At 66.4% G+C, this 19016-nt stretch carries 19 protein-coding genes and 1 pseudogene; 7 read left to right on the top strand and 13 right to left on the bottom strand.

The genetic code is table 11. The features are described 5' to 3' along the window. Position 1: 1 nt before the first annotated feature. From ACKOED_RS12795 to ACKOED_RS12760, 8 genes are all read right to left on the bottom strand, one after another. Entirely contained in the window at positions 2-850 is an 849-nt protein-coding gene (locus tag ACKOED_RS12795; RefSeq protein ID WP_408916981.1) for a sugar phosphate isomerase/epimerase family protein, read from the bottom strand. A gap of 64 nt (positions 851-914) precedes the next feature. Then, positions 915-1625, bottom strand: a complete 711-nt coding sequence (locus ACKOED_RS12790) for an urease accessory protein (protein WP_408916980.1) — start codon at positions 1623-1625, stop codon at positions 915-917. A 185-nt stretch (positions 1626-1810) separates the two neighbouring features. Then, positions 1811-2557, bottom strand: a complete 747-nt coding sequence (locus tag ACKOED_RS12785; RefSeq protein ID WP_408916979.1) for an MBL fold metallo-hydrolase — start codon at positions 2555-2557, stop codon at positions 1811-1813. A gap of 3 nt (positions 2558-2560) precedes the next feature. Continuing rightward, complete coding sequence (locus ACKOED_RS12780) at positions 2561-3565, bottom strand: ABC transporter ATP-binding protein (protein WP_408916978.1); 1005 nt, start codon at positions 3563-3565, stop codon at positions 2561-2563. Further along, entirely contained in the window at positions 3562-4332 is a 771-nt protein-coding gene (locus ACKOED_RS12775; RefSeq protein WP_408916977.1) for an ABC transporter permease, read from the bottom strand. Before ACKOED_RS12775 ends, ACKOED_RS12780 begins: the two co-directional genes overlap by 4 nt. 4 nt (positions 4333-4336) lie before the next feature. Continuing rightward, complete coding sequence (locus ACKOED_RS12770) at positions 4337-5176, bottom strand: ABC transporter permease (RefSeq protein ID WP_408916976.1); 840 nt, start codon at positions 5174-5176, stop codon at positions 4337-4339. Continuing rightward, positions 5173-6198 (bottom strand): spermidine/putrescine ABC transporter substrate-binding protein, encoded by a 1026-nt coding sequence (locus ACKOED_RS12765; RefSeq protein WP_408916975.1) that lies wholly within the window; start codon positions 6196-6198, stop codon positions 5173-5175. The genes ACKOED_RS12770 and ACKOED_RS12765 overlap by 4 nt, the downstream gene beginning before the upstream one ends. 356 nt (positions 6199-6554) lie before the next feature. Continuing rightward, on the bottom strand, positions 6555-6902 hold the full coding sequence (locus tag ACKOED_RS12760) for a hypothetical protein (protein ID WP_408916974.1): 348 nt from the start codon (positions 6900-6902) through the stop codon (positions 6555-6557). Positions 6903-7310: 408 nt separating this feature from the next. Here ACKOED_RS12760 and ACKOED_RS12755 point away from each other — a divergent pair, with 408 nt between their 5' ends. The 5 genes from ACKOED_RS12755 to ACKOED_RS12735 all read left to right on the top strand — a co-directional run bounded on the left by ACKOED_RS12755 (position 7311) and on the right by ACKOED_RS12735 (position 12236). Continuing rightward, positions 7311-7538, top strand: a complete 228-nt coding sequence (locus ACKOED_RS12755) for a hypothetical protein (protein ID WP_408916973.1) — start codon at positions 7311-7313, stop codon at positions 7536-7538. A gap of 127 nt (positions 7539-7665) precedes the next feature. After that, complete coding sequence (locus tag ACKOED_RS12750) at positions 7666-9024, top strand: aspartate aminotransferase family protein (protein WP_408916972.1); 1359 nt, start codon at positions 7666-7668, stop codon at positions 9022-9024. Positions 9025-9191: 167 nt separating this feature from the next. Further along, positions 9192-10370 (top strand): EAL domain-containing protein, encoded by a 1179-nt coding sequence (locus tag ACKOED_RS12745; RefSeq protein ID WP_408916971.1) that lies wholly within the window; start codon positions 9192-9194, stop codon positions 10368-10370. Positions 10371-10387: 17 nt separating this feature from the next. Further along, positions 10388-11215 carry a TIGR01459 family HAD-type hydrolase gene (locus ACKOED_RS12740; RefSeq protein ID WP_408916969.1) on the top strand — a complete coding sequence of 276 codons (828 nt, stop codon included), beginning with the start codon at positions 10388-10390 and terminating at the stop codon, positions 11213-11215. Then, the gene (locus ACKOED_RS12735) at positions 11196-12236 is read left to right on the top strand and encodes a bifunctional riboflavin kinase/FAD synthetase (protein ID WP_408916968.1); all 1041 of its coding nucleotides are present in this window, start codon (positions 11196-11198) and stop codon (positions 12234-12236) included. The genes ACKOED_RS12740 and ACKOED_RS12735 overlap by 20 nt, the downstream gene beginning before the upstream one ends. 322 nt (positions 12237-12558) lie before the next feature. Here ACKOED_RS12735 and ACKOED_RS12730 read toward each other — a convergent pair whose 3' ends face one another. The 5 genes and pseudogenes from ACKOED_RS12730 to ubiA all read right to left on the bottom strand — a co-directional run bounded on the left by ACKOED_RS12730 (position 12559) and on the right by ubiA (position 16787). Next, the gene (locus tag ACKOED_RS12730) at positions 12559-13434 is read right to left on the bottom strand and encodes a DMT family transporter (RefSeq protein ID WP_408916967.1); all 876 of its coding nucleotides are present in this window, start codon (positions 13432-13434) and stop codon (positions 12559-12561) included. A 45-nt stretch (positions 13435-13479) separates the two neighbouring features. Then, a complete protein-coding gene (locus ACKOED_RS12725; RefSeq protein ID WP_408916966.1) occupies positions 13480-13731 on the bottom strand; it encodes a DUF4170 domain-containing protein in 252 nt (83 codons plus the stop codon). Continuing rightward, a pseudogene (locus tag ACKOED_RS12720) lies at positions 13728-14384 on the bottom strand (3'(2'),5'-bisphosphate nucleotidase CysQ). The gene ACKOED_RS12725 and the pseudogene ACKOED_RS12720 overlap by 4 nt, the downstream one beginning before the upstream one ends. 118 nt (positions 14385-14502) lie before the next feature. After that, on the bottom strand, positions 14503-15825 hold the full coding sequence (locus ACKOED_RS12715; protein WP_408916965.1) for a TldD/PmbA family protein: 1323 nt from the start codon (positions 15823-15825) through the stop codon (positions 14503-14505). Next, on the bottom strand, positions 15822-16787 hold the full coding sequence (gene ubiA / locus ACKOED_RS12710; protein WP_408916964.1) for a 4-hydroxybenzoate octaprenyltransferase: 966 nt from the start codon (positions 16785-16787) through the stop codon (positions 15822-15824). The genes ACKOED_RS12715 and ubiA overlap by 4 nt, the downstream gene beginning before the upstream one ends. Between ubiA and ACKOED_RS12705 the strand changes: the two genes are divergently transcribed. After that, positions 16786-17517 carry a 16S rRNA (uracil(1498)-N(3))-methyltransferase gene (locus ACKOED_RS12705; protein WP_408916963.1) on the top strand — a complete coding sequence of 244 codons (732 nt, stop codon included), beginning with the start codon at positions 16786-16788 and terminating at the stop codon, positions 17515-17517. The two genes, ubiA and ACKOED_RS12705, sit on opposite strands and share 2 nt — an antisense overlap. Positions 17518-17604: 87 nt before the next feature. Further along, positions 17605-18987, top strand: coding sequence for a glutamate--cysteine ligase (locus ACKOED_RS12700; RefSeq protein ID WP_408916962.1), 1383 nt, complete (start codon positions 17605-17607; stop codon positions 18985-18987). Positions 18988-19016: the final 29 nt, after the last annotated feature.

Genomic DNA, 19016 nt, shown 5'->3' with positions numbered 1-19016 from the left:
GTCAGGCCTTGGCCCAGCCCTGCTTCATGTTGCGGTATCCGAACTTGTAGACCTCTTCCGGATTGGGCGCGAAATCGCGCCACACGCGGGTGGCGGCGGCCAGCGCCGGCATGGCGCGGCCGAAGGCCTCGATGGTGAGGAAGCCATCATATTTCGATTTCTTCAGCGCCTTATAGGTCTCGGCCCACGGCACATGGCCCTTGCCAGGCGTGCCGCGGTCATTCTCGGAGATGTGGACATGCACCATGTGCGGCCGGATGGTCTTGATGGCGCCCACCGGGTCCTTCTCCTCGATGTTGCAGTGGAAGGTGTCATACATCGCCTTGATCGCCGGATGGTTCACCTCCGCCACATAGGCCGCAAGCTGCTCCATCGTGTTGAGGAAATAGCACTCGAAGCGGTTGAGGGCTTCGAGCGCGAAGGTGACGTTTTTCCTCGCGGCATAATCGCCGGCCCGCTTGTGGAAGGAGAGCGCCCGCTTGCGCTCCGCCGCGGTGGGGGGCGCGCCGGTGAAATAGCCGAGTTCCGAATGCATCGGCCCGCCCAGGATATTGGCGCCGAGGGCCGCCGTGCAGTCGATCGTCCATTTGGCATAATCGACGGCGGCCTTCTGGTGCGCCTTGTCCGGCGACAGCGGGTTCTTGCCAGCCGGCCCGATCACGCTGACGACACTGCGCGACAGGCCGATCTTTTCGAGGAGCTCGCCCAGCCGCGCGTAATGCGCCGGATCGCCCTCGAACATCGGAATCTCGACGCCGTCATAGCCCGTCTTTTTCAGGGCCCGGAGAATGGGCTCATGCGCGAGCGTGACATGCGGCGTCCACAGCAGAAGATTGAAACCCAGTTTCATCGGCGTGCCCTCCCTGGAAAGCGCGCAGGACAAACCGGTTCGCGGCGCTTGTCAACCGGGCTGCCTAGGCAAACAGCCGGGCGCCGGTCTCAACCATGATGTGAACGCCAATGCCCGCCGCGATCAACCCGGCCAGCGCCTGCAAGCCGCGGCTCGCCCAGGTGAGCGCGCCCGACGCGAGCGACAGCGGCACGGCGATCACCGCCGAGAACATCGCCATGCCGGCCACCGAGCCCAGTCCGAACAGCACCATGAAGGCAAGGCCCAGCGGCACCGAAGGGGCCGATGACGCGGCAAGCGCCACCAGCGCCGCCGAACCGGCAAGCCCGTGAACCATGCCCACCGCCAGGCTCCGCCCCCAGCCTGCTGCCGGGTGGGCGTGGGCATGGCTGCTCAGGGCATGGTTGCGCACGTCACCTTCATGGCTGTGGGCGTGGAAATGGATGTCGTCCGGGCCATGGCGGTGAACGTGAAAGTGGATGCGCGCCTTGATCAGCGCATAGATCAGCCGCCCGCCCAGCAGCACGAGCATGACGCCGACCGCGAATTCAAGCCCGTCGGCCAGCCGTTCATCAAGAGACAGCTTCAGGGCATAGACGGCGCCACCGAAGGCGCCCAGCGTCAGGGCATGGCCCAGGCCCCACACCGCGCCATGCCGCATGATGCGGCGAACCCCGGTCTTGTCGGCGGCGATCGAGGCGACGGCGGCAATGTGGTCAGCCTCAAGCGCATGCTGAAGGCCGAGGAGGAAGCCAAACACAATCCAGGTAAGCATGGACCCCCTATAGCTGCGCCCGACAGCCGGTGCCAGAGCAAGTTGGGCTTGGACCAAACAATCCGTTCTTGCCAGGCGTCACGCCAGCGAAAGCTGCGGCCCTGCTGTGACGGCGAGAAGCTGGACCGGTTACAAACGGCGAAACATTTCAATCACAGAAGAACACGCTCCGGTCGCGGCAGCGTTCAGCCAAGATGGCAGCCCGGCTTGTGGCGGCCCGCCAGATAGGCAGCGATGAGCTGGTGGAAACGCGTGCGGCCGAAGCTCGGGAAATGGCCGCCATGCACCGTGGCCACCGGCAAGGCCGAGAGGCGCCGCAGCGTTTCCTCATATTGGTTCACATCGGAGTGGTAGGCATCATCGATCAGCGGTCCGTCATAGATGATGTCGCCTGAGAGGAAGATCCCGGTCTTCGCCTCGAACAGCCCGATGCCGCCCGGCGAATGTCCCGGCGTGTGCACCACTTCGAAGGCCCGGTCGCCCAGCGAGATCACCTCGCCATGATCGAGGATGCGGTCAGCAACCGCCGGCTTCACGTGGTAGCGCGCCGCATCCCAGCCTTCCGGCAGCGCGTCGAACATCTCGTCGGTGGCATAGCGCCCCGCCAGCGTCCAGTCATTGCGGGGATCGGCGAGGATATGGGCTTCCGCCCGGTGCACGGCGCAACCGCCGAACTCATGGTGGCAGCCGATATGATCGAAATGGGTGTGGCTCGCCACGCAGATCAGCGCCCGTTCCGAGACCAGCGGCACATGCGCCCGCAGGCTGAAAGCCCCAAGCCCCGAATCGAACAGCAGGTCGCGGTCGCGGCCGCGCACATGCCAGATGTTGCAGCGGTAGAACGGCTTGATCCACGGCTCATGGATCAGCGTCACGCCATCGGCAAAGCGGATCGTCTCATACCATTGCGAAGGCCCGATGCGGAGTTCCATCGCCTACTCCTTGAGCGCGATGCCGTGCCGCGCGTCGATCGCCAGCATCGCCTGATCGCCCGCCGCGATCGCCGTTTCGGCGGGAAGCCGGGCGAGCAGCATGACGCCGTTCACCCGCGCCGTCACCCGCTTGAAACTTCCCTGATAGACGACATCCACCACATCGGCGGCGAGCGCTCCGCCCAGCGCGACATGCTCCGGCCGGATGGCCACATGGCTGGCGCCGGCCGGCGCCGAAAACCGCCCCAGCGCGGTGTCGATGACGCCATTCGCCATGCGCCCCGGCACGATGGTGCTTTCACCCATGAACGTGGCGGCGAAAATCGACGCGGGCCTTGCATAGACGCGTTCGGGCGGCCCCTGGTCCTCGATGCGGCCGTGGTTCATCACCACCAGATGATCGGCAAGCGCCATGGCCTCTTCCTGGTCATGGGTCACATGCACGAAAGCCGTGCCCACCCGCCGCTGGATGGCTTTCAGCTCATCCTGCATCTGGCGGCGCAGTTTGAGGTCCAGTGCGCCCAGCGGCTCGTCGAGCAGCAGCACCGCGGGCTCCACCAGCAGCGCGCGGGCCAGCGCCACGCGCTGCCGCTGCCCGCCCGACAATTGATGCGGCTTCTTGTCAAATGCCGCGGCGAGGCCCACGACCTCCAGCATGGCGCGCGCCCGGCCGTCGCGCTCGGCGCGCGCCACGCCTTTCATGCGCAGGCCAAAGCCCACATTGGCCCCCGCCGTCAGGTGCGGAAACAGCGCATAGTCCTGGAACACGGTGGCGGTCGGCCGCCGGGCCGGCGCGAGGCGCGTACAGTCCACGCCGTCGATCAGCACGGAGCCTTCATCCGGGGCCAGGAAACCGCCGAGGATCGACAGAAGCGTCGTCTTGCCGGAGCCCGAAGGCCCCAGCAGCACGGTGTAGCTGCCGCGGGCGAGGCTGAGCGAAACACCGGACAGCACCGGACCCGCGCCGAAACTGTGCGTGATGTTCCCGATCGCGACCAGCGGCGTCATGCGGGGCGCTTCCGGAAAGCGACGATTTCGAAGGCGATGGCCAGCAGCACCGAGACGCCGCACACCAGCGCCCCCACCGCATTGGTCTTGGGGTTGAGCCCGGCGCGCAGCATGTTCCAGATTTCAACCGGCAGTGTTGTCTCGAAGCGGGTGAGCAGGAAGGTGATCACGAATTCGTCCCAGGAGAAGGTCATGGCGAGGAAGAAGGCGGCAAACAGCGCCGGCCACAGCATCGGCGCGGTGACCAGCAGCAGCACCTTGATTTCGCTCGCCCCGAGGTCGCGCGCCGCGCGTTCGATATTGGCCTGATGGGCGCCCATCTGGCTGTAGATAATGGCGAAGCAGAGCGGCAGGTTGATCACCACATGGCCGATCCCCGCCGCGGCCAGCGACTTCGGAACGCCGATCCGGTTGAACAGGATCAACAGCCCCATGCCGATGATGAGATAGCTCACCGCCAGCGGCAATGTGATCAGTCCACGGATCAAGGCCGAGGCCGGCAAATGGAACCGCGCCAGGCCCCAGGCGGCGAGAAAGCCCATCAGCGTGGCCAGCGCCGAGGTGACCACGGCGAGGATCACCGAATTGGCCAGCCCCGCGGTCAGCCGGGCATCGCCCAGCACCGCCCCATACCAGCGCAGCGACGGGCCGTTGAACGGCGGAATCGGAAACAGCGTGCCCTGGAAGGAGAACAGCACCAGCACCGCCACGGGGAGAAAGATGAAGCCGTAGAACAGCACGGCATAAATGATGGCCAGACCGCGCATATCTTCAGGCCCGCTCGATCTTCAGCCAGCGGGCGCAGGCGAGATAGGCCACGCTGACCACCGCCATCAGGATCAGCGACAGCGCCGAGGCGGAGGCGAAATCACCGCGCCGGCCGATCTGCATCATGATCAGCTGCGGCATGAGGAGTTCATTGTTGCCGCCCAGAATCTGCGGCGTGATGTAGTCGCCGATCGCCAGCACGAAGGTGAGAAAGGCGCCCACCATGATCCCCGGCAGCGTCAGCGGCAGGATGACATGGATGAAGGACTGATAGGCCGAGGCGCCGAGATCGGCCGCCGCCTTGCGGTAATTGGGCGAGAGCTGTTTGAGATTGGCGTAGATGGTCAGCGTCAGCAGCATGGCGAAGAAATGCACAAAACCGATCACCGTGGCGCCGCGGGTATTGGCGATCTGCATGGGCTCCGCCAGCAGTCCGAGGCCCATGAGCGCGGAATTGACAACGCCTTTTTCAGCCAGCACCAGCAGCCAGGAATAAGAGCGCACCACATAGGAGGTCCAGAACGGCAGCACGGCGAGCATCAGCGCCAGCCGCTGCCAGCGTTCGGGCACCATGAAGGCGAGAATCCAGGCGAAGGGATAGGCGATCAGCACCGAGGCCACCGTGACGATCAGCGTCACCTCCAGCGAATTCGCCAGGGCGCGGCGGTAGCTGGCGTTGCTGAAGAACTGCGCATAGGCGTCGAGGCCTATCCCCTTGCCGCTGCCAAGCCCGAGGCTCACCAGCCCCATGGCCAGGAACGGCAGGACGAAGAAGGCCAGCGTCCACAGCAATGCCGGTGTGACGCTGGCCCAGCCGGTGCGATTGGCCGCCGCGGCGCTCACGGCGCCTGGATCATTTCGGTCCAGAGGTCCTGCATCTTCTTGTCGAGGTCTTCCGACGGCGCGGGGTAGCCTTGGGCGCGCTTGAGGAATTCGCCCTGTTCGTCGAAGCGCAGGATCGTCTTCTGCTCGTCGCTCAAGGCCGCCTGCTTGTTGGCCGGCATGCCCCAATAGCAGGCGGAGGTGGCGAGCCGCGCCTGGCCCTCGGGGCTCAGGACGTACTGGATGAACTTCAGCGCGTTGTCCTTGTTCTTCGAATCCTTGAACATGGCGAGCGACTGCGACCACAGCACGGCGCCTTCCTTGGGGATCGAGAAATCGAGGTCCGGGTTTTCCTTGGCGATCACCGCCGTCACCCATTCGCCGCCGCCGATCAGGATGTCGGCCTCGCCGGTGGCGAGCGCGGTCTGGCTGGCCACCACGTCGGTCACCGCCTTGGCGTTGGCCTTCATCTTGAGAAGCTCGTCGCGGATCGCCGGCAGGTCGGCCTCGGTCAGCTCCGCCGTCTTCTTGCCGATCGCCATGGCGGCCAGCCCGATCACCGGCAGATAGTAATCATAGATGGCGATGCGGCCCTTGTATTTGTCGGAGGTGAGTGCCGCCAGCGATTGCATGTCGTTCACATCCACCTTGGCCTTGTTGAAGCCCACCGTGTTGTAGCCGAATTTCTCGGTGATGCCGTAGCGCTGGCCGTCCACCTTGGCGTGCTGGTCCATCAGCACTTCGGGGAAGAGATCGGCGATGGGCAGCTGGTCCTCGGGAAGCGGCGCGAACAGCCCGCGCTCGACGCCGCGGCGCACGTCCACCGTGTCGATCACCATCACGTCCCAGTCGCCGGGCTGCGATTGCTCGACCAGCGCCAGGCCAGCGCCCGTGCCCTCGAACTCCTTCACATTCACCTTGATGCCGGTGGCGTCCTCGAAGGGTTTGAGCAGGTTGGGGTCGGAATGATCGCACCAGACCAGCGCATTAAGCTCAGCCGCGCTGGCGGATGCGTAAGTCCCCAAAAGCGCCATCGCAGCCATGGACGCGCCAAACAGACGGCGGGTCAGTCGGTTTATCACTTGTGGATTAGACATTTGCGTACCCCTGCTAGGAAAACAGCAACCGAAGCATGAAGTGGAGTCAAATTCAACACGGAACCACTCGGGGCCGGCAAGGGAAAAGGCCGGACAGATCGCGCATGGCTTGGGATTCTTGTCATCACAGGTGGGCAGAACCGGATGGCCTGAAACGCCATTAACGGTGAGAAGGCTAATCCGGACCCACACTCACACGCGGTTGAACACGGCGGGCGCGCTACCCTCGAGCGGCGTGAGTGCATCGATTATGTAGTGATCCGCTTGCTGGCGTCGGTCGGCCTTCGCGAACATGTTCCAGCTCACCGTCTTGTGACCGAGGCTTTGCGCTCGAGTTGAACCGTCTGCGCCAACATCAGCATTAGCCCGATGCTGCCTGTGAAGATGACAGCAAGCACCCACGCCTCAGATTTCATGCCGACCGCCCGCGCGCGGTTCTGGAGGAGGAAGAATGCTGCTGTGACGCTGAAGAGGCGGTCGAACCAAATCTGTACTCCCCAATTGGAGCCCATGACCACGGGCCAGAAGCCAAAAATTCCCTCCGTGAAGATCGCGAAGCCAGTCCATATTGTGAACACGACCACGCCGGCTGCGGGTATGAGCCAAGCAGGCCAGGAAACCCGTTCCTTGGTCTGGGTGACGAGCAACATGGCAGCAACTGCGGCGGCAAATCCAGCGAGTACAATTAACTCAGCCCACGGCATCGTCTACCCCATTACGTTCAACGGTGTATCATGCTCGAGACAACAATCACCGCATGACCAGAATTGCGTCGCTGATACTTGCGCGGTTCTGCGCCCTTGGCAAGGCCTGGCCGCTGGCGGCCGTTCCTGCCAGTGTGGTTCGGATTGAGCTCGGGACATTTACTCCTGTACCCCTGAATCGCGACCAGCCCGCCCGACATCGTTATGTGTCATCTGGCGAATGCCGGACTCAAAGGCCCGGCACAGCTGGTCCCTACTCGCACCAATACCGCGCGCTGGCGCGGTCGTCGGGCGCCCTCTGCGGAAAGGGCTTGATCGGTTTGCGGCTTCGGGCTCACCGCTGCGGTGTCAACGGTGCTGGCCGACGCGGGAATTGCCTGCAACGTGGTCGCCGCTCTGCGTCACGATCACCTCTTCGTGCCAGCCGGCCGGGCCGATGAAGCGCAGGCGATCCTGCAGGCGCTTTCCGCCAAGGGCGAGAGGGAACGGATAGAGGCGGAGCGCACGATACGGCACCGGCTTCTTGCGACCTCTCCAGACTGCGCCTTCTTACCCCAGACACCGCACGCTGTCAAGGACTAAATTCAGCAATAAGGAATTCAATCACTTACCCGCCTGGTCTGGCCCCCGGCAACGGGCGAAGCTGGCGCATTTCCCCTTAGGCGCGGTTTCTGCTATCCATGATCATCGCTCGCAGGAGAAGAGACTCATGAACAAGCCGTTGAATCTGGCAGGCGCCGCCCAATGGGAACCCTCGCCCAACAATCTCGAGCCGTTCTGGATGGGCTTCACCCCCAACCGCGCCTTCAAGAAGCGGCCGCGGATGATCGCCCGCGCCAAGGACATGCACTACTATGACATGACCGGCCGTCCGATCCTCGATGGTTCGGCGGGCCTGTGGTGCTCCAATGCCGGCCATTGCCGGGAGCCCATCGTCAACGCCATCCAGAAGGCGGCGGCCGAGCTCGATTTCGCGCCCACCTTCCAGTTCGGCCACCCCAAAGTGTTCGAACTGGCCTCCAGGCTCGCCACCATGGCGCCGGGCGACCTCAACTACGCCTTCTTCTGCAACTCGGGCTCGGAAGCCGCCGACACGGCGCTGAAGATCGCGCTGGCCTATCACCGCGCCAATGGCCAGGCCAGCCGCACCCGGCTGATCGGCCGCGAGCGCGGCTACCACGGCGTCAATTTCGGCGGCATTTCGGTGGGCGGCATGGTTGCCAACCGCAAGTGGTTCGGCGCCATGCTGGCGGGCGTCGATCACCTGCCGCACACCTACAACCGGAAAGAGCAGGCCTTCACCAAGGGCGAGCCGGAATGGGGCGGCCATCTGGCCGATGAGCTGGAGCGCCTGGTGGCGCTCCATGACGCCTCGACCATCGCCGCGGTGATCGTCGAGCCGATGGCGGGGTCCACCGGCGTGCTGCCGCCGCCCAAGGGCTATCTGAAGCGCCTGCGCGAGCTCTGCGACAAGCACGGCATCCTGCTGATCTTCGACGAGGTGATCACCGGCTTCGGCCGGCTGGGCCACGCCTTCGCCGCCGAGCGTTTCGGCGTCACGCCGGACATTCTCACCTTCGCCAAGGGGGTCACCTCCGGAACGGTGCCGATGGGCGGCTGCATGGTGCGCCAGGGCATCTACGACAAGTTCATGAACGGCCCGGAACACGTCATCGAACTGTTCCACGGCTACACCTACACGGGCCACCCGATGGCCGCCGCCGCCGGCGTCGCCACCATGGATGTCTACCGTGACGAGCAGCTGTTCGAGAACGCCCGGAAGCTGGAGAATGTCTGGGCCGATGCCGCCTTCACGCTGAAGGGCCATCCGATGGTCGAGGACATCCGCACGCTGGGCCTCGTCGCCGCCATTGACCTGAAGCCGGTCGAGGGCTCGCCGGGCTTGCGCGCCTACAAGGCCATGGAGAATGGTTTCCATGACGTGGGCATGCTGGTGCGTATCACCGCCGATACCATTGCGCTGTCGCCGCCGCTGATCATCAACGAGAACCAGATCGACGAGATCTTCTCCGACAAGATGCCGAAGATCCTGGCCTCGGTGGCCTGAGCGCGCGGGGCTCGACGGTACGGGGGGCCGGGGCGAAATCCCCGGCCTTTGCTGTTGGTAGCGGCAAGACGGGGCTTCCCGGCTGGCAAAAATCGTGCGATTCCAAAGTGGCGCGGCGCTTCCGCGCGGCGTTTTGTGACAAGGCAGGTTTGAGAATGCAGCGGCACATGGTTCCGGCCTTGGTGGGGCTTTCGATCTTCCCACTCGTGGCGGCCGGCATCGCGGCTCTCTTGGTGGATGGCAGGCCCTTGGTGGCCGCCGCCATTCTCATGCTCGCCTTTGGCTTGATGCTGGCCGCCGTGATGATCATGGTCCGGCTCTCCCATCAGGACACGGCGCTGGCCGGCCAGCAGGCGTTTCAGGACGAGCTCGATGCCCGCATGAGGATGGCCATTGCCCGCCTGGTGGGCCTTGAAGAGCAGGCCCGGCGCTCCACCGCCCAGGCGGCCCGCAGCGAAGAGATCGCGGCGGAGATGACTGCGCTCCGCCGCGAGGTGAGCGATCTCCTGAAGGCGCAGCACCAGGCCCGCCCGGCGCAGTCCGTCCCGGCAGCGCCTGCTCCGGCGGCGCCTGCTCCGGCGGCGCCCGCCGCCGCTGCACCCGCGGCGTTGGCCGAACGGTCCGGCGGCCGGGACGAGATCACCCTGTGGCTTGAACCGGTGATCGAACTCGCCACCGGCAACACCAGCCATTACCGCGCCCAGATTGGCCTCACCGACAGCCGCGGCAAGACGGTGAGCCATGACGAGGTGATGCAGAAGGCGGATCAGGGCGGCCTCAGGGCCTCGCTCGACGCCCGCCTCGTGAAGATGGTGGTTCCGGTGCTGCGCCGCCTGAGGCTGCGCAACCCCGGCCTCCGGATCTTCGTGCCCGTGGGCCGCGCCACGCTCGCCTCGCGCGAGGAGGTGGTTCGCATCCTGGCGCTTCTCCGCCGCGACGGCGATCTGACCGATGGCATCGTCTTCGACCTCGCCCAGCAGGACCTGGGCCAGCTCGACGCCGGCGGCATCGAGAACCTGGCGCGGCTGGCCCGCTCGGGCGCCCTGCTGAGCGTCAGCAACGCCGATCCGGCCGGGCTCGATCTCCCGGCGCTGCGCCAGCTCGGCGTCAATTACCTGTCGTTCCCAGCCGATGCCGCGAGCGTCCCCGCCTGGGCCGGGCTCGTCAAGACCGCCCGGGTGCTGAACATCGAGGTCGCAGCCGCCGCCGTCCGCACCCAGCAGCAGGCGGCCAGCGCCAGCAAGCTGGCGCGCTATGGCCACGGCCCGCATTTCGCGCCGCCGCGCAAGGTGCGCGCCGATGCCGGCATCGCCGCCGCGCCGGTGCGCCGGGCGAACGCCGCCTGAGTGTGAAGCCCCACGGCATGCAGCGCTTATCCGAAGCCTATCCCGTCTGGTTCTGTGACATCTGGGGCGTGCTGCACGACGGCGTGAGGCCTTTCCCGGTCACCGTGGCCACGCTGAAGCGGCACCGCGCGCGCGGCGGCAAGGTCATCCTGGTCACCAATTCGCCACGCAGCCGCCTTGGGGTCGAGCGGCAGCTGCTGGAGATCGGCGTCGATCCCGAAAGCCATGACCGGATCGTCACTTCCGGAGACGTCACCCAGGCGCTGATGATCGCGCATGGCGGCGGCAAGGTGTTTCACCTGGGCCCGGCGCGCGATCATTCGATCTATGCCGGCACCGGCGTGGCGCAAGTGCCGCTGGAGCAGGCAAAGGCGGTGCTCTGCACCGGCCTGTTCGACGACCTCAACGACCGGCTGGAGGATTATGAGGCGCTGCTCTCCGGGATGAAGCAACGCGGCCTCGCCATGATCTGCGCCAACCCGGACAAGATCGTGAAGAAGGGCGATCGCATTCTCTATTGCGCGGGCAAGCTCGCCGAACTCTATGCGGCGCGGGGCGGCACGGTGCTGATGGCGGGCAAGCCGTTCTCGCCGATCTATGATCTGGCCTTCGCGGAGGCCCAGCGGCTGGCCGGGCGTCCGGTGGAACGGGCAGAGGTGCTGGCGATCGGCGACGGGCCGGACACCGATATCCGCGGCGCCGCCGGCTACGGTCTCGATGCCGTGCTGGTGGCCGATGGCGTCACCGATGCGGGCCAGGGCCTCGCCGCGGCGGAAGCGGAGGTGCGGCGCGCCGTGCCTAACGCCCGCATCGTGGCAACCGTCCATGACCTGGCGTGGCAATGATGGCGGGGCGGGCATGCACCTGATCCACGGCACCGGGCCGGGTCCCGCGCTGGTCCGCGGCGCGGTCGCCGCCATCGGCAATTTCGACGGCATGCACCGCGGCCACCAGACTCTGCTCGCCACGGCCGCGGCGGAGGCGCGGCGGCTGGGCGTGCCATGGGGTATCGTCACCTTCGAGCCGCATCCACGCAGCTATTTCAAGCCCGATGAGCCGGTGTTCCGGCTGACGCCGGAGCCGCTGAAAGCGCGTCTCGCCGCGGCACTTGGCGCGTCCTTCATGGCGGTGCTGCCTTTCGACAAGGACCTGGCGGAATTATCGCCGGAGGCCTTTGCCGCCCGCCACCTGGCGGAGCGCCTGGGCGTTGCCCATGTGGTCACCGGCTATGATTTTCATTTCGGCAAGGGGCGCAAGGGCAGCCCCGCCACCATGGCGGAACTGGGCCAGGAGCTGGGGTTCGGCGTCAGCATCGTCGAGCAGGTGACCGACGAAGGCGATCAGCACGCGCCGTTTTCGTCGAGCGCCATCCGCCAGGCCCTGCGCCATGGCCACATGCAGGCCGCCGCCCGCGAGCTCGGCTACCGCTGGACGGTGCTGGGCGAAGTGGTGAAGGGCGACCAGCGCGGCCGCACCATCGGCTTTCCCACCCTCAACATCGTGCTCGACAAGGGCGCTGACCCGTTCCGCGGCATCTATGCGGTCAGGGTGCGCGATGCCGCCGCGAAGGGCGCCGCCGCAATGCCGGGAGCCGGCTATTTCGGCGACCGCCCGACCTTCGATACCGGCCGCACATTCCTCGAAGTCTATCTGATCGGCTTCGCGGGCGATCTCTATGGCCGCCAGCTGTTCGTCGAGTTCATCGACCTGATCAGGCCCGACCAGCGCTTCAGCTCGATCGATGAACTGGTCAGGCAGATGCAGGCCGATTGCCAGTCCGCCCTCGCCCGCCTCGCTGCGCTGAAGACGCATGACGCCCTGGCCGCCTTCCCGCTCGGCAGGCTTCAGGCGGCGGGACTGATCTAAAGGACTGACCTATCAAGTCCTGTGTCCCATCCTCGTGGCTTGGCTGGGTTGCCGCAGCCCCTTCCCATCACCCCCTGACCTGATCCAGGGGTCCGCTTGGGTGGCCAGCAAGATGCCATGGTCAAGCCATGGCATGATGAGTTTGTTTGAGCATGTTGCGCCATAACAGGATCATGTCGCTCGTTGCAGCCGTCATGCCGGCGCAAGCCGGCATCCAGCTTCCTTTGCGAGAGCTGGACCCCGGCCTTCGCCGGGGTGACGCCCAACCAGAGGTGATGGTTCCGTGACAATTCAAACCGGTCTCGCCGCCTTTAACCCTGCCTCAGCCTTCCCGCCGCTGGCGGCCGTCCAGCCAGATGATGGCGAGCCCGGTGGCGCTGATCAGCGCCATGCCGGCAATCGCCAGCGCGTTCGGAATCTCGCCGAACAGGACAAGCCCCGACAGCACCGCCCAGATGGTGAGCGAATACATGAAGGGCGCCACCGTGCGCGCCTGGCCGATGCGGTAAGCGAGATAGAGCAGCAGATGCCCGGCAAGCGACATCGCCCCGGCAAGCCCCATCAGCAGCCACACCGGCAGGACGGGCGTCACCGGCTCGTTGAAGGCCAGCATGCCGATGAGGCCGGCGGCGCCGAGGCACACCATGACGGCGAGCGTGGCGACCAGCGGCGGCACGTCCTTCGGCGCGTTGGGGGTGATAAGATCGCGCACCGCGGCGGCGAGCGGCGTCAGGAACGCCAGCATGGCGTAGAAGGACGCGGCACCGGCGCCGGGCTGGGCCACCAGCAACGCCCCGGCGATGCCGACGAGAATGAGCAGCCCCCGGGCGAGCCCCAGCTTCTCGCCGCGGAACGCCCAGGCGCCGAGCAGCACCAGGAGCGGGCAAGTCTGGGCGATGGCGGTGACATCGGCGATGGCCACGAAGGCGAGCGCTGAGGTGAAGGCGATATTGGCCACCGTTTCGAGCACGCCGCGCGCCGCCAGCCAGCCGTTGAACATGCGCGGCAGCTGCGCCGCCTGGCCCAGCGCCACGATCAGCACGAGGCACAGCGTCACCGACACCAGCCCGCGGATCGCCATCAGCTGGAACAGCGGCGCATAGGCGAGGCCCAGCTTCATGCAGCTGTCGGAGGCGACGAGCAGGCCCATGGCGGCGACCATCGCCAGGATGGCGCGCAGATTGGGGGAAACTGTCATGGCGCGATGTCTGCCCGCGGGTTCCTTCAGGGCATCATGTGGCCGTCACGCGCCCGGCCGCGACGGATCGAGCAGGCGGTGCAGATGCACGATGAAGTAACGCATCTGGGCATTGTCGAGGGTCTCGCGCGCCTTCACCAGCCAGGCGTCATAGGCCGTGGCGTAGTTGGGATAGAAGCCGACCACATCGAGCTTCGCCAGGTCCTTGAAACTGACCGAATCGACATTGTCGAGCTCGCCCCCGAACACGAGGTGCAGAAGCTGCTGACCGGAGTTCCCGCTGGGGGCTTTCGTCATATCGTCCTCAGGGCATCGATAAGCGCCGCATGGCGTCTGGCGCCGGCGGCAACCAGGCCTTGCTGCCATGGCTCCGGGCGGTTGTAAACGTATCCTTCGCCTGAGACGCCGGAGACCGCGCCGCCCGCCTCGATGACCAGGAGTTCCCCCGCCGCCAGGTCCCAGTCATTGCGGCGGCCGATCTACACGGCGCCGTCGAGACGGCCCGCGGCCACATGGGCGAGCCGCAGCTGCAAGGGCAGCGCCCCGCTGGTGTCGGCGGCGATCCCGGCTGGCGCAAGCGAGGTCAGTGCCTTGCGGTTGCCGGCGATCCGCGCGCCCGCGAGCGATCCCTCATCGGCAATCGTCAGGCGCTCGCCGTTCAGCGTCGCGCCCGCGCCGGCCATGGCGGTGAAGAATTCATCGGCCGCCGGGCGATAGACTGAGGCCAGCACCGGGCGTCCGCCGATGGCCAGAGCCGCCGCCACGCACCAGTGGCCGCCGCCATCCAGAAAGGCCCGCGTGCCATCGATGGGATCAATGATCCACAGCCGCTGTTGCGCCAGCCGGTCCGGCCGGTCGGGCGTTTCCTCGGACAGCCAGCCGTCGGATGGCCGCGCCGCCCGCAGCCGCTGCGCGAACAGATCGTTGATCGCAAGATCGCCCTCGCTCACCTCCGAGCCGTCAGGCTTTGTCCAGCGCCTGAGGCCCGGCTTGCGGGCCAGGGACAGGCCGAGCGCGCCCGCCTCCCGCACGGTGTCCGCCAGCAGCCGGGCATCGGCGGAAAGCGCCTCAGACACCGGCAATGGTCAGCCCCTCGACCAGGCAGTTGGGCGCGTTCACAGAGCTGCGGAATTCGAGATTGCTGGCGGGCACGACGGTCTTGAACATGTCCTTCAGGTTGCCGGCGATGGTGATCTCGCTCACCGGATAGGCAAGCGCGCCATTGTCGATCCAGAAGCCCGATGCGCCGCGGCTGTAATCGCCGGTCACCGGGTTGATGGAGGAGCCCAGCAGTTCGGTGACATAGAGCCCCTGGCCGATGGCGGCGATCTGCGCTTCGGGCGATTGCGGGCCCGCCGGCAGATAGACATTCGCGGTCGAAGGCCCGCCGCGCGAGCCCTGGCCGGTGGGCGCAAGGCCGAGCTGGCGGGCCGCGCGCAGGTCAAGCACCCATCCGGTGAGCACGCCATCATCGATGAGATTCCGGCGGTGGCAGGCGAGGCCCTCGCCGTCGAACGGCCTCGACCCCAGCCCGCGGCGGATGAACGGGTCTTCGACGATGGTCATGCCGGATGCGAAGATCCGCTGGCCCATCATGTCCTTGAGGAAGCTCGTGCCGCGCGCGATGGCGGCGCCGTTGATGGCCGCCAGCAGATGGCCGATCAGGCTGCCCGCCACCCGCCGGTCATAGATCACGGGTGCCGCCTGCGATTTCACCTTGCGCGGGTTGAGGCGCTTCACCACCCGCTCGCCCGCCGCGCGGCCCACCGTTTCAGGATCGCGCAGATCGGCAAAATGCACCGATGAGGAATAGTCATAGTCGCGCTGCATGCCGGTGCCTTCGCCGGCGATCGCCGACATCGACACGCTGACCCCGGTGCGCCGGTAGGCTTGCGCGAAACCATTGGAGATCGCCACGCCCAGCGCGGTCTCATAGCGCGAGGCGCCAGCGCCCGCCGATTTGGCCACGCCCTGAACGCCAAGACCCGCCGCCTCGGCCCGCCGCGCCAGGGCTTCGATGGCCTGCGGGTCAGGCAGGTCATTGGCGGCGAGGTCGAGGTCGGGAATGTCGCGGGCGATCTGATCCGAATCGGCAATGCCGGCATAGGGGTCGGGCGGCGCGCGCCGCGCCATGTCCAGGGCCTTTTCGGCCAGCCGGCGGATCGCCGCGGCGGTCAGCACGCTGCCTGAGACGGTGGCCGAGGATTTCCCGGCATAGAGTTTGAGGCTGATGTCGCGCGATTCCGACTGTTCCAGCTTTTCGATCTTGCCTTCGAGTATGGAGATTTCAGTGGAGCGGCCGTCAACGGCCACGGCATGGGCGGCGTCGGCGCCGAGCTTGCTGGCCTGGGCGATGGCCTCGCCGGCAAGCGAAAGAAGATCGTCAGTCATGTGAGCAGCGAATCCAGCAGGAGTCCAAAGGTGATGATGAGACCGAATATGCGGTTGGATCGGAAAACTTCAAGGCAGCGCGCCGGATGATCGGCATCGAAGCGGGCGAGTTGCCATGCGGCATGCAGTGCCGCGCCCGCCACCCCGCAATGGGCGATGATGCCGCCGCCAGCCAGCCACACCGCCGCGTCGATCAGCAGGATCGCCAGCGCGAAGAACAGGGCGAGCCAGGCCAGGCTCCGGTCGCCGAATTTGAGCGCCGTCGATTTGACGCCGATCAGCGCGTCGTCTTCCTTGTCCTGGTGGGCGTAGATGGTGTCATAGGCCAGCGTCCAGGCGACGCCGCCGGCATAAAGCAGGAGCGGCGCCAGCGACAGCCCGCCATGCAGCGCCGCCCAGCCGACCAGCGCCCCCCAGTTGAAGGCAAGGCCCAGCACCGCCTGCGGCCAGTAGGTGATGCGCTTCATGAACGGGTAGACCGCCACCACGATGAGCGAGGCCGCGCCGGTAAAAATCGTGAACCAGTTGAACTGCAGCAGCACCAGGAGGCCGAGGAGGCAGAGCACGATCAGGAACGCGAAGGCCTGAACGGCGCTGACCTGGCCCGCCGGAATGGGCCGCAGCCTCGTGCGCGCCACCTGGCCGTCGAAATGGCGGTCGGCGATGTCGTTCAGGGTGCAGCCGGCGCCGCGCATGATGATGGCGCCGATCACGAACAGCGCCGCATACCAGGGGTTCGGCACGCCGCCGCCCAGCGCGATCTGGCCAAGGCACAGGCCCCACCAGCAGGGCAGCAGCAACAGCCACCAGCCGATCGGCCGTTCCAGCCGCATCAGCCGCGCATAGGGCCGGGCGGCTGGCGGCAGCAGCCGGTCCGCCCAATGGTCCGGCAGGGCATCCGCGACGCGGGCGTCAGGGCGGCTGGCTTCAGTCATGGGCGCGGTGTACATCAGCAGGGCCATGAAGACCACCCCTCGCCTCCATGTCGATGCCGCGCTGAACCAGGGCGCCGAGATCGCCCTGCCGCGCGAGCAGGCGCATTACCTGACGGGCGTGCTGCGGCTTTCGCCGGGCGATCCGGTCGAGGCATTCAACGGGCGCGACGGCGCCTGGCTCGCCTATCTGGCCCCAGCCGGCAAGAAGGATGCCGCGCTGCGCTGCGAGCGCAAACTCTCGGACGTGACGCCGCCGCCCGACATCGATTATTGCTTCGCGCCGCTCAAGCACGCGCGCCTCGACTATGTGGTGCAGAAGGCGACCGAGCTGGGCGCGCGGCGGCTCCGCCCGGTGATCACCCAGCGCACCGTGGCCGAGCGGGTGAACCTGGCGCGCATGCGGGCCAATGCCGTCGAGGCGGCGGAACAGTGCAATCTGGTGTTTGTGCCCGACGTGATGGAGCCCGTAAAGCTTGCCCCGTTGATCGCCGCCTGGGAGCCCGGCCGGGCGCTGGTCTATTGCGACGAGACGGCGGCCATCGCCAATCCGCTCGACGCCCTGAAACATCTGCGCGCCCCGGCCGCGGTTCTGGTCGGGCCGGAAGGCGGCTTCACCAAGGACGAGAAGGCGATGCTGAGATCGCTTCCGTTCGTCACCGCCATTTCACTGGGCCCGCGAATCATGCGCGCCGATACCGCGGCGGTCGCCGCCCTGGCGGTCATGCAGGCCGTGCTCGGCGACTGGCATGCGCCGTGATGGCCGGGAAACTTTGACTTGCCCGATCAGGGGCCGCCGCCTACATGCTAGCGGATCATTTTCTCCGGCTTTGACAGGACCCAGTTCGTGAGCGGACCCACACCCGACACGCCGAAGGCGCGCCTTCCCATCGAATCGAAAGCCCAGCTGATCGAGGAGATCGCATCGGGTTCGAAGCCCGAGGCCCAGTGGCGCATCGGCACCGAGCACGAGAAATTCCCCTTCCTCACCGATACGCTGGCGCCCGTGCCCTATCATGGGGCGCGCTCGATCAAGGCGCTGCTCGACGGCCTGAAGGACCGTTTCGGCTGGACCGGCGTCTATGAGGGCGAGAACATCATCGCGCTGTCCGACCCCAAGGGCCTGGGCAGCGTGTCGCTGGAGCCCGGCGGCCAGTTCGAGCTTTCCGGCGCGCCGCTCGCCACGGTGCATGACACCTGCGAGGAAGTGCACGAGCATCTGGCGCAGGTGCGCGAGGTGGGTGACCGGCTTGGCATCGGTTTTCTGGGGCTCGGCGCGTCACCCATCTGGAGCCTCGCGGAAACCCCGGTCATGCCCAAGGGCCGCTACGGCATCATGGCGCCCTATATGGACAAGACCGGCAAATATGGCCGCGACATGATGTTCCGCACCTGCACGGTGCAGGTGAACCTCGATTTCTCCTCCGAGGCCGACATGGTGAAGAAGCTGCGCGTGTCGCTCGCGCTGCAGCCGGTGGCGACCGCGCTGTTCGCCAATTCGCCGTTTCTCGACGGCAAGCCCAACGGATATCTTTCCTACCGTTCGGAAGTCTGGCGCGACACCGACAACCAGCGCGCCGGCATGCTGCCCTTCGCCTTCGAACCGGGCATGAGCTTCGAGCGCTATGTCGATTATGCGCTCGACGTGCCGATGTATTTCGTGATGCGCAACGGAAAATATGTGAACACCGCGGGCGAGAGTTTCCGCGCCTTCCTTGAGGGCCGCCTGCCGCAGCTCATGGGCGAGAAGCCGGTGCTGAAGGACTGGGCCGATCACCTGACCACGATCTTCCCCGAAGTGCGGCTCAAGCGCTATCTGGAAATGCGTGGCGCTGATTCCGGGCCGTGGCGGCGGCTGTGCGCGCTGCCGGCGCTGTGGGTGGGGCTGCTCTATCACCAGGCGTCGCTCGACGCCGCGTGGGAGCTCGTCAGGCACTGGACGGCGGAAGAGCGCCAGAAGCTGCGCGACGACGTGCCGAAGCTGGCGCTCGCCGCGACCATCCGTGGACGGACGGTCTGCGAGATCGCGGCGGACGTGCTGCTGATCGCCCGCAAGGGGCTTGAGGCCAGAAACCGCCAGGGCTGCAAGGGCAAGACCGAGGCGGCCTTCCTCGATCCGCTCGATGAGATTGTGGCCACCGGCAAGACGGCGGCCGAAAACCTGCTCGCCCTTTATCATGGCGGCTGGAACGGCGACGTGTCCCGCGTATTCCGCGATTTCGCTGATTGAGTCAGTTCCGGCTGAATTTCAGGGCCCGC

Origin of the sequence: Aestuariivirga sp., from assembly GCF_046093005.1 — a bacterium.
Taxonomy (GTDB): domain Bacteria; phylum Pseudomonadota; class Alphaproteobacteria; order Rhizobiales; family Aestuariivirgaceae; genus Aestuariivirga.
Note: the sequence above shows the minus strand (reverse complement) of the source record. Positions and strands in the feature narration are given on the sequence as shown.

Bases quoted from the DNA above. Each gene is read 5' to 3' on its own strand.
- ACKOED_RS12790 (WP_408916980.1), bottom strand. From the start codon at position 1,625: ATGCTTACCTGGATTGTGTTTGGCTTCCTCCTCGGCCTTCAGCATGCG.
- ACKOED_RS12780 (WP_408916978.1), bottom strand. From the start codon at position 3,565: ATGACGCCGCTGGTCGCGATCGGGAACATCACGCACAGTTTCGGCGCG.
- ACKOED_RS12785 (WP_408916979.1), bottom strand. From the start codon at position 2,557: ATGGAACTCCGCATCGGGCCTTCGCAATGGTATGAGACGATCCGCTTT.
- ubiA (WP_408916964.1), bottom strand. From the start codon at position 16,787: ATGGCCCTGCTGATGTACACCGCGCCCATGACTGAAGCCAGCCGCCCT.
- ACKOED_RS12795 (WP_408916981.1), bottom strand. From the start codon at position 850: ATGAAACTGGGTTTCAATCTTCTGCTGTGGACGCCGCATGTCACGCTC.
- ACKOED_RS12735 (WP_408916968.1), top strand. From the start codon at position 11,196: ATGACCTGGCGTGGCAATGATGGCGGGGCGGGCATGCACCTGATCCAC.
- ACKOED_RS12740 (WP_408916969.1), top strand. From the start codon at position 10,388: ATGCAGCGCTTATCCGAAGCCTATCCCGTCTGGTTCTGTGACATCTGG.
- ACKOED_RS12715 (WP_408916965.1), bottom strand. From the start codon at position 15,825: ATGACTGACGATCTTCTTTCGCTTGCCGGCGAGGCCATCGCCCAGGCC.
- ACKOED_RS12725 (WP_408916966.1), bottom strand. From the start codon at position 13,731: ATGACGAAAGCCCCCAGCGGGAACTCCGGTCAGCAGCTTCTGCACCTC.
- ACKOED_RS12745 (WP_408916971.1), top strand. From the start codon at position 9,192: ATGGTTCCGGCCTTGGTGGGGCTTTCGATCTTCCCACTCGTGGCGGCC.
- ACKOED_RS12775 (WP_408916977.1), bottom strand. From the start codon at position 4,332: ATGCGCGGTCTGGCCATCATTTATGCCGTGCTGTTCTACGGCTTCATC.
- ACKOED_RS12730 (WP_408916967.1), bottom strand. From the start codon at position 13,434: ATGACAGTTTCCCCCAATCTGCGCGCCATCCTGGCGATGGTCGCCGCC.
- ACKOED_RS12705 (WP_408916963.1), top strand. From the start codon at position 16,786: ATGAAGACCACCCCTCGCCTCCATGTCGATGCCGCGCTGAACCAGGGC.
- ACKOED_RS12750 (WP_408916972.1), top strand. From the start codon at position 7,666: ATGAACAAGCCGTTGAATCTGGCAGGCGCCGCCCAATGGGAACCCTCG.
- ACKOED_RS12760 (WP_408916974.1), bottom strand. From the start codon at position 6,902: ATGTTGCTCGTCACCCAGACCAAGGAACGGGTTTCCTGGCCTGCTTGG.
- ACKOED_RS12765 (WP_408916975.1), bottom strand. From the start codon at position 6,198: ATGGCTGCGATGGCGCTTTTGGGGACTTACGCATCCGCCAGCGCGGCT.